The sequence below is a fragment of the Pseudomonas cichorii genome (genome assembly GCF_019719005.1).
Lineage (GTDB): Bacteria > Pseudomonadota > Gammaproteobacteria > Pseudomonadales > Pseudomonadaceae > Aquipseudomonas > Aquipseudomonas cichorii_E.
On the sequence record NZ_JAIGPJ010000006.1, the window covers coordinates 44,542 to 61,944 of the forward strand.

A 17,403-nucleotide genomic window follows, 5' to 3' on the forward strand; every position below is an offset into this window, starting at 1 on the left:
CGGAGCTGACCTGGCAGGACTTGCGCGATCAGGACGAGCAGGCCTTGCAGGCCGTGGTCAAGGAAGAAGCGGAGCAGGCGTTCGACCTGAACCATCAATTGCCGATTCGTGGTCGTCTGCTGTGCCTGGCCGAAGATCGTCATGTGCTGTTGCTCACCGTGCATCACATTGTTGCCGACGGCTGGTCTCTGGGTGTTCTGACCCGCGAACTCACCGCGCTGTACAAGGCATTCAGTCAGGGCCTCGATGATCCGCTGCCGCCATTGGCCCTGCAATACGCCGACTACGCCGTATGGCAGCGCAACTGGCTGGACAGCGAAAGGCTGAGCAGTCAGGGCGACTACTGGTATCAGGCGCTTTCCGGCGCACCAGTCTTGCTGACTCTGCCTACCGACCGGCCGCGTCCGGCACGTCAGGACTACACCGGCGTCAGCCTGCCGGTGCGCTTCGATGCGCGCCTGAGCACTGAGATCAAAGCTTTCTGCCAGCGCCATGCCGTGACGCCGTTCATGCTGTTCATGGGGGCCTGGTCCGTGTTGCTGGCGCGTCTGTCCGGTCAGGACGAAGTGGTCGTTGGTACGCCGGTGGCCAACCGTCGCCGTGCCGAAGTCGAAGGGCTGATCGGCCTGTTCGTCAACACCCTGGCTGTGCGTATCGACACCTCGGGCGAGCCGGATGTCACCGAACTGCTGTCACGCATCAAGACTCGTGTGCTGGAAGCCCAGGAACATCAGGACCTGCCATTCGAGCAGGTTGTAGAACGCTTGCGTCCACCACGCAGCCTGGCCCACAGCCCGCTGTTCCAGACTTCTCTGGCCTGGGACGGTAGTCAGGGTCTGGAACTGCACCTGGGTGACTTGCGTCTGGAACCGCTGGGCGATCAACCGACTTTCGCCAAGTTCGACCTGACCCTGAGCATGGGCGAAACCGAAGAAGGTTTTGCCGGTGCCCTGGATTACGCAACGGCATTGCTCGATGCCGCTACCGCCGAACGTTATGTGTCTTACCTGGAGCCTTTGCTGTGGAGTATGGTCGGCAGCGATCAGGCCGTTCCGGCACAGGCCGAACTGCTCAAACCCCAGGAACGTCAGCGTTTGCTGGTGGATTTCAATGCCAGCGAGCAGAACTTTGTACTCGACCAGCCTGTGCAGGTGCTGTTCGAGGCTCAGGTGGCGAATACGCCGGATGCCATCGCCCTGCAAAGCGAAGGCGTTCAACTGAGCTATCGCCAGCTCAACGAGGCCGCCAACCGTCTGGCCCATCACCTGATCGGTCAAGGCGTACAGGCTGACAGCCGGGTTGCGGTGTGCCTGGAACGTGGCCCGAACCTGCTTGTCGGTCTGTTGGCGGTGCTCAAGGCCGGTGGTGCCTACGTGCCGCTTGATCCGGGTTACCCGACCGAGCGTCTGGCCTACATGCTGGCGGACAGCGGAGCCCTGACCCTGCTGGTCGATGCCAAAACCCAAGAGCGTTTTGCCGATAACACGCTGCAACTGGTGAATCTGGATACCAGCACCTGGGCGGCGCAATCTTCCGAGAACCCAGTGGTGCCAGGCCTGAGCGCCGACCATCTGGCTTACGTGATCTACACCTCTGGTTCCACTGGCACGCCGAAAGGCGTGATGGTCGAGCATCGTGGCCTGTGCAACCTGGTGCAATGGAGTTCGCAGTTGATTCTGCCAACGCCTGAAGGCGCCTTGCTGCACAAGACGCCGGTCAGTTTCGATGCGTCGGTATGGGAACTGTTCTGGCCACTGTGCGCGGGTCTGCGACTGGTGCTGGCGCGCCCGGACGGGCATCGCGACCCGGCTTATCTGGCGCAGTTGATCATCGAGCGACAGGTCAGCGTGGTGCAATTCGTACCGGCTTTGCTGCAACAGTTCCTGGAGCTGGAAGAAAGCAGCCAGTGCGACTCCCTGACCGATATCGTCTGCGGCGGCGGCGAACTGACCGAGGCGCTGGCCCGTCAGGTGCGTCAGCGCTTGCCAGGCGCACGTCTGCATAACGTCTATGGCCCGACCGAAACTACGGTGGATTGCAGTGTCTGGACCCTGGAGCCTCAGGACTCCGTGCCAGACAGCGCATTGCCTATCGGCCGCCCCATCAGCAATACCCGCCTGTATGTACTGGATGCCTACGACCAGCCCGTGCCCCAAGGCGTGGTGGGCCAGTTGCACATCGGCGGTGCCGGTGTCGCTCGTGGCTACCTGAACCTGCCGCACATGCAGGCCGAGCGCTTTATCGACAGCCCGTTCGTGGCAGGCGACCGCCTGTACCGCAGCGGCGACCTGGTGCGTCAGCGTGCCGATGGCACTCTGGAGTTCCTGGGTCGTAATGACTTCCAGGTCAAGTTGCATGGCCTGCGTATCGAACTGGGCGAGATCGAAGCACGCCTGGCCACCCATCCGGCCATTCGTGAAGCGGCAGTCCTGCTGCATAACGAGCGTCTGGTGGCCTGGTTCAGTTGCCATGAAGGCCAGGAAACCCCGGGCATCGAAGCCTTGCGTGAATATGTACTGGCCGGGTTGCCGGACTATATGGTGCCTTCGGCCTATGTCGCGCTGCCAACCTTGCCACTGAGCCCCAACGGCAAGCTCGACCGCGCAGCCTTGCCGGAGCCAGGCGCGCAAGCGGTGCTGAGCCGTAACTACGAAGCCCCTCAAGGCGAGACAGAAACTCAACTGGCGGCACTCTGGGCCGAGCTGCTGCACGTGGAAACCGTCGGTCGTCAGGACAACTTCTTTGAACTGGGCGGGCATTCGTTACTGGCCGTGACTCTGATCGCCCGCATGCGCCGCCTGGGCATGACCGCCGATATCCGCGTGCTGTTTGCCCAGCCGACCCTGGCGGCGCTGGCCAACTCCGCCGACAACAGCATCGGCAGCGAATTGCAGGTTCCGGCCAACCGGATCAGTACAGATTGCCAACACATCACCCCGGATCTGCTGCCACTGGTCGCGCTGGAACAGAGCGCTATCGACCGTATCGTCGCCAGCGTTCCCGGCGGCGCGGCCAACGTGCAGGACATTTACCCGCTCGGGCCGTTGCAGGCGGGTATTCTTTACCATCACCTGGCAGCGGGCGATAACGATCCGTACTTGCTGCAACCGCAGTTTGCCTTTGCGGATGAATCTCGTCTCGAAGCGTTCAGCAATGCATTGCAGCGTGTCATCGAGCGCAACGACATCCTGCGCACCGCGCTGCTCTGGGAAGGTTTGCAGGCACCGGTGCAAGTGGTCTGGCGTGAGGCTCGTCTGAAAGTCGACGAGATCCCGCTGCAAGACCTGGCCAGCGCGCCACGCATGGACCTGACCCAGGCTCCGCTGCTGCATCTGGTGCATGCCCGTGACCCGGCTACCCAGCGTATCTCCGCTGTGCTGCGCTTCCACCACGTGGTCATGGACCACGTAGCCCTTGAAGTGCTGGGACACGAGTTGCAGGCCATGCTCCTCAATGAAGAAGCACAGTTGGCGGCACCGGTTCCGTATCGCAACTATGTTGCTCAGGTCCTGCAAGGTCCGGGCGATGAAGCCCATGAAACCTTCTTCCGCGAGCAACTGGGCGATATCGATGAGCCGACCCTGCCTTACGGCCTGCCTGTGGCGGCTGGCGAGGGTGAACTGAGCGAAGCGCGGCTGCCGCTGGATGTCGCCTTGTGCGGCAAGGTCCGCGAGCAGGCCCGACAGCTGGGCGTCAGCGCCGCGAGCCTGATGCACCTGGCCTGGGCTCAGGTTCTCGGCCAGTTGTCCGGCCGCGACAGCGTGGTGTTCGGCACGGTATTGCTCGGACGTCTGCAAGGTGGCGAAGGTGTGGAGCGTGCGCTGGGCGTGTTCATCAACACCTTGCCGCTGCGTATCGACTTGGGCGACCAGCCGGTACGTGACGCAGTGCTGGATACCCATCGCCGCCTGACCGGCCTGCTGGCTCACGAGCATGCACAACTGGCCCTTGCCCAGCGTTGCAGTGCCTTGCCGGCTGGTGCGCCGTTGTTCAGCACGCTGCTCAATTACCGCCACAGCGCGGCACCTCAGGCCAGGGACGAAGCCGCCAGTACCGCCTGGCAAGGCATCGACGTGCTGAATGCCGAAGAGCGCAGCAACTATCCGTTGACCCTGAGCATCGACGATCTGGGCGAAACCTTCAGCCTGACCGCCCAGGCGGCACAAGGCATCGATGCCCAGCGAGTCTGCGGTTATCTGCAGGAAGCCGTGGCCAATCTGGTCGAGGCGCTGGAGCAGCAGCCTGAAAACGGCCTGCAGCAGTTGTCGGTGCTGCCATCGGCAGAGCGTCAGCGCCTGCTGGTGGGCTTCAATATCACTCGTCGCGATTACCCTCGCGAGTTGCCGGTGCATCGCCTGTTCGAGCAGCGCGCAGCCGCGCATCCTCAGGCCGTGGCCGCCGTGCATGGCAGTCTCTCGCTGAGCTACGGCGAACTGAACGAGCGCGCCAACCGCCTGGCTCATTACCTGATCGGGCAGGGCGTCAAACCCAATGATCACGTGGCGATCCTGCTGCCGCGTTCCATTGACATGCTGGTCGGCCAACTGGCCATCGGTAAGTGCGCGGCGACCTATGTGCCGCTGGACATCAATGCACCCGCCGAGCGTCAGGTCTACATGATCGAAGACTGCAAGGCCGTGTTCGTACTGGCTCAGCGTGCCGCGTCGATTGACTCTGCCACCCCGCGCATCGACCTGGACCAACTGGTTCTGGACGATCAGACGGCCCATGATCCGGCTCTGGTGCAGAACTCCAACAGCGTGGCGTACGTCATGTACACCTCCGGTTCCACCGGCGCGCCGAAAGGCGTGTGCGTACTGCATCGCGGCATTGCCCGTCTGGTGCTGAACAATGGCTTCGCCGACTTCAACGAACAGGACCGTGTGGCCTTCGCCTCTAACCCTGCGTTCGATGCCAGCACCATGGAAGTCTGGGGTGCCTTGCTCAACGGCGGGCAACTGCTGATCATCGACCACCAGACCCTGATCGACCCGACGCGCCTGAGCGATGCCTTGCGCACGGTCAGCGTGCTGTTCCTCACCACCGCGCTGTTCAACCAGTACGTGCAACTGATTCCCGACGCACTCAAGGGCCTGCGCTACCTGATGTCCGGTGGCGAACGCGCTGATCCGGCCAGTTTCCGCGCCATGCTGGAACATGCGCCGGGACCACGTCTGGTAAACGGCTATGGCCCGACCGAAACCACCACCTTTGCCACCACCAACGAAGTGCGGGAAGTGGCCGAAGGTGCCGAGTCGGTTTCCATTGGCCGTCCAATCGGCAATACCAGCATCTATGTGCTGGATGCCCATCAGCGTCTGGTGCCGCAGGGTGTTATAGGCGAGCTGTACATTGGCGGCGACGGCGTGGCTCAGGGTTATCTGAACCGTCCGGACCTGACGGCCGAGAAATTCCTCACCGACCCGTTCAGCGATGAGCCGGGTGCCACGATGTACCGTACCGGCGACCTGGGTCGCTGGCTGGAAGATGGCCAGCTGGAATGCCTGGGCCGTAACGACGATCAGGTCAAGATCCGTGGCTTCCGTATCGAGCTGGGCGAAATCGTCAGCCGTCTCCACGAACTGCCCAGTGTCCGTGACGCCGTGGTACTGGCCCGTGAAGACGAGCCGGGGCGTGTGCGTCTGGTTGCCTACTTCACCCAGCATCAGGACGTCGAAGCCCTCACATCCGAGCAGATGCGTGCGGCCTTGCAGGCCAACCTGCCGGAATACATGGTTCCCGCCGCGTTCGTCGAGCTGGAAACCCTGCCGTTGACCGCCAACGGCAAGCTCGATAGCCGTGCGCTGCCCAAGCCGGATCGTTCGGCGCTGTTCGGCCAGACCTACGAAGCGCCGCAAGGCGAGATCGAAATCGCTCTGGCACAGATCTGGGCCGAAGTGCTGCAGGTTGAGCAAGTGGGTCGCCACGATCACTTCTTTGATCTGGGCGGGCATTCCCTGCTGGCCATGCGCATGGTTTCCCAGGTACGCCAGCAATTGGGCGTCGAGTTGCCATTGGGTGAACTCTTTGCTCTGGGCGAACTGGCTGCCGTGGCAGCGGCTGTGTCCGGCATCGGGCGTAGCGAGCAAATGCAGATTCTGCCGGCGGCTCGTGACCAGTCATTGCCGTTGTCCTTCGCCCAGCAGCGCCTGTGGTTCCTGGCGCAGATGGAAGGTGGCAACGAGGCGTACAACATCCCGATGGCCCTGAGCCTGCAAGGCGCTCTTGATGTGCCAGCGCTGTCCCGTGCCCTGGCTCGTGTCATCGAGCGTCACGAAACCTTGCGCAGCCGCTTTATCGCTCTGGAAGACGGTGCAGAAGTGCTGTTTGCGCCAGTGTCCGGTGAAGTCGTGCTGCCGCTGGAAGACCTGCGCCATAACCCTGAAGCTTTGGCTGAGCGGGTTCGCACAGAAGCTGCGGCACCTTTCGACCTGACCCGTGGCCCGGTGATCCGTGGTCGCCTGTTGCAGGTGGCCGACGATAATCACGTGTTGTTGCTGACCGTGCACCACATCGTCGCTGACGGTTGGTCCATGGGCGTGCTGACCCGCGAACTGCTGGCTCTGTACCCGGCTTTGCGTCTGGGTGAGGCTGATCCTTTGCCAGCACTGGCTATCCAGTACGCCGACTATGCCGTCTGGCAGCGTCAATGGCTGACGGGCGAGCGTCTGCAACAGCAGTCCACCTACTGGCGTGAAGCGCTGGGCGGTGCACCGACGCTGCTGATGCTGCCCACTGACCGGCCACGTCCGGCGCAGCAGGATTTCACGGGCGGTAGCCTTGCGGTGCATCTGGATGCAAACCTGAGCAGCGGCCTGCGGAATCTGGCTCAACGTCAGGGCGTAACGTTGTACATGACGCTGATGACAGCCTGGGCGACGCTGCTGGCGCGCCTGTCCGGACAGAACGACGTAGTGATCGGCAGCCCGATGGCAGGCCGTGGTCGCACCGAACTGGAAGGGCTGGTCGGCTTGTTCGTCAACACCCTGGCGGTGCGTATCGACACCTCGGGCGCACCGACCGGCAAAGCCTTGCTGGCGCAGGTCAAGAAGCGTGTTCTGGAAGCTCAGGATCATCAGGACCTGCCATTCGAGCAGGTGGTGGAAATCGTGCGTCCGGAGCGCAGCCTGGCTCACGCGCCACTGTTCCAGACCACCTTGAACTGGCTGGCAGGCGAAGGTTCGGTTCCGGCAATGGACGGGCTGATCGTCTCGCCGGTCGAACAGGCCAGTCAGGTGTCCAAGTTCGACCTGTCGCTGAACCTGGGCGAGCAGGGCGAAACACTGGTCGGCACGCTGGACTACGCGCTGGCACTGTTCGACGAAGCCACTGTGGGTCGTTACGTTCATTACTTCGAGCAACTGTTGCAAGCGCTGGTGAGCAACGAACAGACCGTGCTGGATCAGGTCGCGCTGGTGGGCGAGCAAGAGCGTCAGTACCTGCTGGAAGCACTCAACGCTACAGGTCTGGAAGTCCCGCAAGGTCAGACCATTCATGGCTTGATCGAAGCCCAGGCTGTTCAGCAACCCGATGCCATCGCCTCGCAAGTGGGCGATCAGCACCTGAGCTACAGCGAACTGAACCGCAAGGCCAATGCCTTGGCCCATCACCTGATCAGCCTGGGCGTGCGTCCTGATGATCGTGTGGCCGTGGTGGCCCGTCGCGGGCTGGAAACACTGGTCGGCCTGCTGGCCGTGCTCAAGGCGGGCGCGGGTTACGTGCCGGTGGACCCGGCGCATCCGGATGAGCGCATTGCTTATCTGCTGAGCGATAGCGCACCGGTGGCCGTCTTGACTCAGCACACACTGCTGGCCGGTCTGCCGCCATTGTCCGTGCCGGTGATTGCTCTGGATCGTCCGGACTGGGTCGATCAGCAAAGCAATCCTCTGGTGCCAGGCCTGACGGACGCCAATCTGGCTTATGTGATCTACACCTCGGGCTCGACCGGCCAGCCGAAAGGCGTGATGGTCGAACACCGCACCCTGAGCAATCTGGTGCACTGGCATTGCGAAGCCTTTGATCTGCACGCTGGCAGCCACACCGCCAGCGTCGCCGGTTTTGGTTTCGACGCCATGGCCTGGGAAGTCTGGCCAGCCTTGTGTACCGGTGCGACCTTGCACGTGCCGCCTGCGGATGTGAGCAACGAGCAACTGGATTCGCTGCTGGACTGGTGGCTGGCTCAGCCGCTGCAAGTGTCCTTCCTGTCGACACCAGTGGCCGAATACGCTTTCAGCCGCGATTTGCGTCACCCGACGCTGCGCACCCTGTTGATCGGTGGCGACCGTCTGCGTCAGTTCCACCGTGATCCGGGCTTTGCCGTGATCAACAACTACGGCCCGACTGAAGCCACCGTTGTTGCCACTTCAGGTCAGCTGTTTCCCGATGGCAGCCTGGATATCGGCAAGCCGATTGCCAACACCCAGGTTTACCTGCTGGACGAGCATCAGCAACTGGTGCCGTTTGGCGTAGCCGGTGAGCTGTATGTGGCGGGCGATGGCGTGGCCCGTGGCTACCTGAACCGTCCGGAAATGACCGCCGAGCGTTTCCTCGACGATCCATTCAGCAAACAGCCGGGGGCGCGGATGTACCGCACCGGCGACCTGGCGCGCTGGAACGCCGATGGCACGCTGGAATACCTGGGTCGTAACGACGATCAGGTGAAGATCCGTGGTGTGCGGATCGAATTGGGCGAGATCGAAAGCCAGTTGGGTCAGTTGCCGGGGATCGAAGAAGCGCTGGTACTGGCGCGTGAAGATGAGCCAGGCCAGCCGAGACTGGTGGCCTATTTCATTCAGCAGGCCAATACAGCGCCGACGTCTGTCACCGAACTGCGTGCCGAGCTGTTGACGGTCTTGCCGGGCTATATGGTGCCCAGCGCCTTTGTGCGTCTGGATGCCTGGCCGCTGACCGCCAATGGCAAGGTCGACCGCCGTGCCTTGCCTGCTCCGGATCGCGATGCATTGCCGGGTCGCGACTACGAGGCGCCGCAAGGTCAACTGGAAACCGATCTGGCCGAAATCTGGAGCGAGCTGCTGCAGGTTGACCGGGTAGGGCGTCACGACAACTTCTTTGAACTGGGCGGGCATTCGTTGCTGGCGGTTACCCTGGTGGCGCGCATTCGTCGTCTCGGCCTGGAAGCCGATATCCGCGTGCTGTTCGCCCAGCCAACCCTGGCCGCCCTGGCCAGCGGCATCGGCAGCAGCCATGGCGTGCAAGTACCGGCCAACCTGATCACGGCGGATTGCTCGCGCATCACGCCGGATCTGTTGCCGCTGGTGACGCTGGATCAGCCTGCCATCGACCGTATCGTCGCCAGCATTCCTGGCGGTGCTGCGAACGTGCAGGACATTTACCCGCTGGGGCCGTTGCAGGCCGGTATTTTCTACCATTACCTGACGTCGGTTGAGGACGATCCTTACCGCTTGCAGGCGCGCTTTGCCTTTGCCAATCGCGAACGTCTGGACGCGTTCTGCTCGGCCTTGCAGCGTGTCATCGCCCGTAACGATGTGTTGCGCACTTCGCTGAGCTGGGAAGGTCTGGAAACGCCGGTGCAGGTGGTCTGGCGCAATGCCGAACTGCCGGTGGTGGAAGTGCCGCTGGCCGCCTTGAGCGACGCCGAGCCGCTGAATCTGGACGCGGCACCGCTGTTGCGTCTGGTGCATGCCGATGATCCGGACAACCAGCGCATCGTCGCCGTGCTGCTGTTCCATCACCTGATCATGGACCACATGGCGCTGGAGCTGCTGAGCCACGAGTTGCAAGCCGTATTGCTGGGCCTTGAGGCGCAATTGCCTGAGCCGGTGCCGTATCGCAACTACATCGCTCAGGCTCTGCTGGGGCCTGGCGATGAAGCCCATGAAGCGTTCTTCCGCGAGCAACTGGGCGACCTGGACGAACCAACCTTGCCTTACGGTCAGGCGACGTTGCCGGGCGCGGATGTGCCAGGCGAAGCCCGTCAGCGTCTGGATGGCGCCTTGTCCCGTCGGGTCCGCGATCAGTCCCGTCAGTTGGGCGTCAGTGCCGCAAGCCTGATGCATCTGGCCTGGGCTCAAGTGCTGGGCCACTTGTCCGGTCGTGAAAAAGTGGTGTTCGGCACCGTGTTGCTCGGACGCTTGCAGGGCGGTGAAGGGGTTGAGCGCACCCTGGGTGTGTTCATCAACACCTTGCCGCTGCGTATCGACCTGGGTAACCAGCCGGTGCGCGACGTGGTTCTGCAAACCCATCGCCGCCTGACCGGGCTGTTTGCCCACGAGCATGCGCCGCTGGCACTGGCCCAGCGTTGCAGCGCCTTGCCAGCGGGTGCGCCTTTGTTCAGCGCGCTGTTCAACTATCGCCATAGCGCGGCACCGCAAGCTGCCGACGAAGCGGCCAGCACGGCCTGGCAGGGGATCGAGTTGTTGCAGGCGCAAGAGCGCAGCAACTATCCGCTGACCTTGAGCGTCGACGATCTTGGCGAGGATTTCGAGCTGAGCGCGCTGACCTCGGCGGGTATCGATGCACGGCGTATCTGCGCGTACCTGATCAACGCCGTGGAAGGTTTGATGGCGGCTCTGGAGCAGGCACCGCAGACACCGGTCGAGGCGCTGGGCATCCTGCCGGTGGCCGAGCGGGTCGAATTGCTGGAAGGCTTCAACGATCACCTGGCCGAGCATGAAACGGCACTGACCGTTCACCAGCGCATCGAGCAGCAGGCGGTTGTGCAGCCTGATGCCATTGCCGCGCAAGTGGGCGGTCATCACTTGAGCTACAGCGAGTTGAATCGCCGTGCCAATGCGCTGGCCCATCACCTGATCGGCCAAGGCGTACGCCCGGATGATCGGGTGGCGGTGGTAGCCCGTCGCGGGCTGGAAACCCTGGTCGGCCTGCTGGCTGTGCTCAAGGCGGGCGCGGGTTATGTGCCGGTCGACCCAGGCCATCCGGACGACCGCATCAGCTACCTGCTGGAAAACAGCGAGCCGGTGGTGGTGCTGACTCAGCTCGACCTGCTGGCGCGTCTGCCTGAACTGCCGGTGCCGGTGATTGCCCTTGATCGTGCGGACTGGGCGGCCAGTCCAGAGAACCCGCTGGTTCCGGGCCTGACCTCGGCCAACCTGGCCTATGTGATCTACACCTCGGGCTCTACCGGCCTGCCCAAGGGCGTGATGGTCGAACACTACACCCTGAACAATCTGGTGGACTGGCATTGCCAGGCCTTCGACTTGAAAGCTGGCAGCCACACCGCCAGCGTGGCCGGTTTTGGCTTCGATGCCACGGCCTGGGAAATCTGGCCAGCCCTGTGCGCGGGTGCCGTGCTGCACATTCCTCCAGCCGAGGTGGAAAACGAACAGCTCGATACGCTGCTGGACTGGTGGCTGGCTCAGCCGCTGCAAGTGTCTTTCCTGCCGACGCCGGTGGCCGAGTACGCTTTCAGCCGCGAGCTGCGTCATCCGACCCTGCGCACCTTGCTGATCGGTGGCGACCGCCTGCGTAACTTCAACCGCGATCCGGGCTTTGCCGTAGTGAACAACTACGGTCCGACCGAAGCCACAGTCGTGGCCAGTTCCGGGACCATGGAAGTGGGCGGCGTGCTGCACATCGGCAAGCCGGTGACCAATGCCCGTCTCTATGTGCTGAACGAGCGTCAGCAGCCGGTGCCGCTGGGCGTGCCGGGCGAGTTGTACATCGGCGGTGCCGGTGTTGCTCGTGGCTACCTGAACCGTCCGGACCTGACCGCCGAGCGCTTCCTCGACGATCCGTTCACTGCGCAGCCACAAGCACGGATGTATCGCACCGGCGACCTGGTGCGCTGGCTGGCCGACGGAACCCTGGAATACCTGGGCCGCAACGACGATCAGGTGAAGATCCGTGGCGTGCGTATCGAACTGGGGGAAATCGAGCAGCAACTGGCTCTGTGCCCAGGCATCGGCGAAGTGGTGGTCACGACTCAGCGTCTGGAGCAGGGTGCGTTGCGTCTGGTGGCGTACTTCACCCGTCTGGAACCTGAACTCGACGGCAGCACCTTGCGCACTCATTTGTTGGGCCGCTTGCCGGAATACATGGTGCCAGCCGCTTATGTCGGCCTCGATGCACTGCCGCTGACCCAGAACGGCAAGGTCGACCGCCGTGCGCTGCCGGTTCCGAGCCTGGATGCCATGGCGACTGCCACCTATCAGGCACCTGAAACGCCGCTGGAAGAGCGTCTGGCCGAGTTGTGGGCCGAGGTGCTGGAAGTCGAGCGAGTAGGGCGCCATGACAGCTTCTTCGAGCTGGGCGGTCATTCCCTGTCGGCGATCCGTCTGGTCAGCCTGATCCAGAAGTCCGGCGTGCCGCTGACCCTGGCCGAGTTGTTCCAGCATTCCAGCATCGCTGCGCTGGCCGGTCTGCTCGATCAGCGTCCGGCCGGGCCGACAGAGGCCGAAGACGTTATTACCGTGCGGGCGGACGGCAAACAGCCGCCGTTGTTCCTGGTTCATGACTTTACCGGCCTGGATGCCTACTTCCCGGTACTGGGCCGTCATCTGCAAGGCGACTTCCCGATCTACGGATTGCCGGGCATTGGCCTGGGTCAACCGCAACTGCGCACCATGGAATGCCTGGCGGCGCGTCTGGTCGGGCTGATTCGCGACGTGCAGCCACAGGGACCGTACCGTCTGGCTGGCTGGTCGTTCGGCGGGGTACTGGCTTATGAAGTTGCCACGCAACTGCTGGGCATGGACGAGAAGGTCGACTTCCTCGGCCTGATCGACACCTACGTGCCGCGTCTGACCGATCAGGGCAAGGCGCGCTGGCAAGGGCCGAACCTGCTGGAGCGGCAACTGCTGTCTCACTGCACCGCGCACTGGAAGGCTCAGGGCGAAGCGGGTGTTGCGCCACTGGCGCGTCTGGCTTCAATCCTGGAGCAGCCGGCCATGCCGGGCTTTGAGGCGCTGCTATTGTTGTGCCGCGATGAACAACTGCTGCATCCGGAACTGGCTCAGGCCAGCGATCAGCAACTGCAGCACTTCCTTGAGCGGGAAGTGGCCCACGGTCACGCTCTGGCCCATTACCGACTGGAGCCCATCAGCCTGGCGGTGCATCAGTTCCGTGCCGAGGAGCGTCCGATGGCGCCGGCCGGAACCAGCGCGACCCTGGGCTGGGCCGAGGCCTTGCAACCCGGTCAACTGCACAGCATCGATGTACCGGGCGATCACCAGACCATGATGCAGGCACCTCATGTGCAGGTACTCGGTCAGGCCATCGCTCAGGTGCTGGCGGCGGAACCGGCCAAGGCTCCGGCAGTGCCGGGCTATCAGGCCTTGCTGGCGATTCAGAGCGGCAAGAACGGCAAGACGCCGCTGTTCTGCGTGCCGGGTGCCGGTGACAGCGTCACCAGCTTTATCGGCCTGGTGGAGGCCTTCGGGCCGGACTGGCCGATTTATGGCCTGCAACCGCGTGGTCTGGACGGACGCAGCGTGCCCCATAGCCAGGTCGAGGCCGCGGCAGACCGTTACGTGCAGGAAATCGAGGATTTCTACCCGCAAGGTCCCCTGCATCTGGTCGGCCATTCCTTTGGCGGCTGGGCGGCTCATGCCATGGCTGTGAAGCTTCAGGCACGTGGCCGGGAAGTGGCTTCCCTGACCCTGATCGACAGCGAAGCGCCCGGCGGCGAAGGCGTGCTCAGCAAGCCTTACACCACCACGGCGGCGCTGAAGGAACTGATCGAGGCGCTGCAGATTTCCAGCGGCAAACGTCTGGACCTTGACCAGCAAGGCTTCGCCGAGAGTGATGACGCCACCCAGTTGCGCCTGCTGCAGGAAGCCATGGTTCGTGTCGGCCTGTTGCCGCCACGCCTGGCGCCACAAGCTCTGCACGGGATCTTCCGCACCTTCGCCACGGCCTTGCGCACCGTTTACCTGCCAGGCCAGGGCTACACAGGGCCGGCCAGTCTGGTGCGGGTGACGGACACGCGCCTGGACGCCGAAGCCAACCTGATCGAGCAGGCCGCCATGGCCGTTGGCTGGCAGCATCTGTTGCCACAACTGGCGGTCTGGGATGGTCCGGGTAACCACTTCAGCATCCTCAAGGCGCCAGACGTCTACAGCCTCGCTGCATGGTGGTACGACAGGCTGACAGTCGGGGTCGAGGAAACGCTGTCATGAGGCCATGAAGAAAGGAGCTTCCCGCCAATGAGCGCGGGAAGCTCTGCTGCACAGAACACCGAAAAGTCAGTTATCGCCCCGTTTGATGGGCGCGATCTTCAAGTATCAGTGGGCATCTATGAACAAGTCGAAATTGCGTAAGGTTGGATTGGGTACTGCCCTGGTATTGGTGGCCGGTGCCGTGTTGTATGCCATCGAAGCCCCGGCCAAGCCGCCGACCTACATCACCGCCAGGGTCGAGCGAAGCGACATCGAGAACGCCGTATTGGCCACGGGCGTGCTGGAAGGCATCAAGCAGGTTGACGTCGGTGCCCAGGTTTCCGGGCAGATGAAGTCGCTCAAGGTCAAGCTGGGAGACAAGGTCAAGAAGGGCCAGTGGCTGGCTGAAATCGACCCCCTGGTACTGCGCAACACCTTGCGTCAGGCCGAAGTGGACGAGGAAAAGCTGCAGGCCGACCGGCTCTCGGCCAGAGCCCAGATGAAACAGGCCAAGCGCCTTTATGATCGCTACAAGGAATTACAGACCGATCAGTCTATTTCCCGTCAGGACTTCGAGAATGCCGAGTCCGACTATGAAGTGCAGCAAGCCAACGTCAGCGCCCTGGATGCTCAGATCAAAAGCGCCCAGGTGCAGATCGACACGGCCAAGGTCAATCTGGGCTACACCCGCATCGTCGCGCCCATCGACGGCGACGTGGTAGGTATCGTGACCCAGGAAGGCCAGACCGTTATCGCCCAGCAACTTGCGCCGGTACTGCTCAAGCTGGCGGACCTGGACACCATGACCATCAAGGCTCAGGTTTCAGAGGCTGACGTGATTCATATCAGCACGGGTCAGGAGGTCTACTTCACGATTCTGGGTGAAGAGAAACGCTACTACGCCACGCTGCGCGGCACCGAGCCAGCGCCACAGGACTACCTGGAAACCGAAGGCAGCGGTTCGTCATCCAAGCAGAACTCGGCAGTGTTCTATAACGCGTTGTTTGAAGTGCCGAACCTCGATCATCGCCTGCGCATCTCCATGACCGCTCAGGTGCGTATCGTTCTCGACACCGCCAAGAATGCCCTGAGCATGCCGGTGGCAGCGCTGGGCAATCGCGATGCAGAAGGTGTCTACACCGTTCGTGTCCTGGACAAGAGCGGTTTCGCCCAGGAGCGCAAGGTTCAGACCGGGATCAACAATAACGTTCAGGTGGAGATCAAGAACGGGCTCGCCGAAGGTGATCAGGTGGTCATCGCCGATCCGTCAGCGACCGTGGCGGGGTCCTGAGCATGAACCAGAAGGTAGAGGTTGCAGCTCTCCACGAGACGACGATCGATACAGGCAGCCCGATCCTGCACCTGCAAGGTGTCAGCCGCAGTTTCATGGCCGGAGACCGCGAGTTTCTGGCACTCAAGCACATCGATCTGGCGATTCATGCAGGCGAGCTGGTGGCGATCATCGGTGCCTCGGGCTCGGGCAAGTCGACGCTGATGAACATCCTCGGGTGTCTGGACCATGCCAGCGGCGGCAGCTACAAGGTCAACGGCCAGGAAACCCGTGACCTCGACGACGAGGAACTGGCGGCGCTGCGTCGTGACCATTTCGGCTTCATTTTCCAGCGCTATCACTTGCTGCCGCACCTGGATGCCGTGCGCAACGTCGAGATCCCGGCTGTGTATGCCGGCAAATCCCAGGCGCAGCGGCATCAGCGTGCGTCAGAGTTGCTGACGCGCCTGGGGCTCAGTGGGCACCTGTCGCACAGGCCGAGCCAGATGTCCGGTGGGCAGCAGCAACGGGTGAGTATTGCCCGTGCCTTGATGAACGGCGGCCAGGTGATTCTGGCCGACGAACCCACCGGTGCCCTGGACACCGCCAGCGGCAAGGAAGTGATGAACATCCTTCTTGAGCTGCATGGCCTCGGCCATACGGTGATTCTGGTCACCCACGACCCCAAGGTCGCGGCCCACGCCGAGCGCATCATCGAAGTCAGTGATGGCGAGATCATCAGTGACCAGCGCACGGTGCAGAAGGCACAGGCTGCGCCCGAACCCGAGCCGCAGTTGCAGCATCAGGGCGCGGCCCGGCGCCTGGGTGTCAGCCTCGGCCTGTTTCGCGAAGCCTTCAACATGGCCTGGATCGCCCTGATTTCGCACCGCATGCGCACCTTGCTGACCATGCTCGGGATCATCATCGGTATCACCTCGGTAGTGTCCATCTCGGCCATTGGCGAAGGGGCCAAGCGCTACGTGCTCAAGGACATCCAGGCCATCGGCAGCAACACCATCGATATCTACGCCGGCAGCAACTTCGGTGACAGCCGGGCCAAGTCCATCGAAACCCTGTTGCCGTCCGACGTCGCGGCGCTCAACCGGATGTATTACATCGACAGCGCTACGCCGGTGGTTGGTCGCAGCATGCTGGTTCGCTATCGCAACATTGACGTCGATGCCCAGCTTAACGGCGTCAGCAACCGGTACTTCCAGGTACGCAACATCCAGCTGGCGGCCGGCATCACCTTCAACGAGCAGGATGCACGGCGTCAGGCCCAGGTGGTGGTGCTCGATCACAATACCGCGCAGCGGCTGTTCGGGCCGGGTGTGAATCCGTTGGGGAAGGTGATCCTGATCGGCAATCTGCCGTGTACGGTGATTGGTGTTACCAGCGATCACAAGAACCTGTTCATCGCTGGCAATACCCTCAATATCTGGATGCCTTACGAGACGGCAGCCGGTCGTGTGCTGGGCCAGCGCCATCTGGACAGCATCAGCGTGCGGGTCAAGGACGGCATGCCGAGCAAGCAGGTGGAGGAAGAGATCAAGGCCCTCATGCTGCAGCGCCACGGCACCAAGGACTTCTTCACCAATAACCTCGACAGCGTCATGCAGACAGTGCAGAAAACCAGTCGCTCGCTGACCTTGCTGCTGTCGCTGATCGCGGTGATTTCCCTGGTGGTCGGTGGTATCGGGGTGATGAACATCATGCTGGTGTCGGTGACCGAGCGCACCCGTGAAATCGGTATCCGCATGGCCGTCGGCGCTCGCCAGTCGGATATCCGCCAGCAGTTTCTGGTGGAGGCTGTGATGGTCTGCCTGATAGGCGGGGTTATCGGTATCGCGTTGTCGTACGGGATCGGCTACCTGTTTACGCTGTTCGTCAAACAGTGGGAGATGGTGTTCTCACCGGCTTCGATCGTCACCGCCTTCGCCTGTTCGACATTGATTGGCGTGCTGTTCGGTTTTGTACCGGCACGCAATGCGGCAAGGCTTGATCCTATCGAGGCGCTGGCGCGGGATTGATACCCGC

The 17,403-nt window shown here is 62.6% G+C and carries 3 protein-coding genes (1 of these 3 only partly in view); all 3 read left to right on the forward strand.

The features are described from left to right. On the forward strand, positions 1-14,117 hold the 3' portion of the coding sequence (locus tag K5D32_RS07315; protein WP_221599613.1) for a non-ribosomal peptide synthetase. The gene continues 3,622 nt to the left of window position 1, outside the view; the window shows 14,117 of its 17,739 coding nt (coding positions 3,623-17,739); its start codon lies off the left edge, out of view; the stop codon is at positions 14,115-14,117. A gap of 118 nt (positions 14,118-14,235) precedes the next feature. Continuing rightward, the gene (gene macA, locus K5D32_RS07320) at positions 14,236-15,387 is read left to right on the forward strand and encodes a macrolide transporter subunit MacA (RefSeq protein ID WP_025260214.1); all 1,152 of its coding nucleotides are present in this window, start codon (positions 14,236-14,238) and stop codon (positions 15,385-15,387) included. Positions 15,388-15,389: 2 nt separating this feature from the next. After that, complete coding sequence (locus K5D32_RS07325) at positions 15,390-17,396, forward strand: MacB family efflux pump subunit (RefSeq protein WP_221535955.1); 2,007 nt, start codon at positions 15,390-15,392, stop codon at positions 17,394-17,396. The last annotated feature ends 7 nt before the right edge of the window (positions 17,397-17,403 follow it).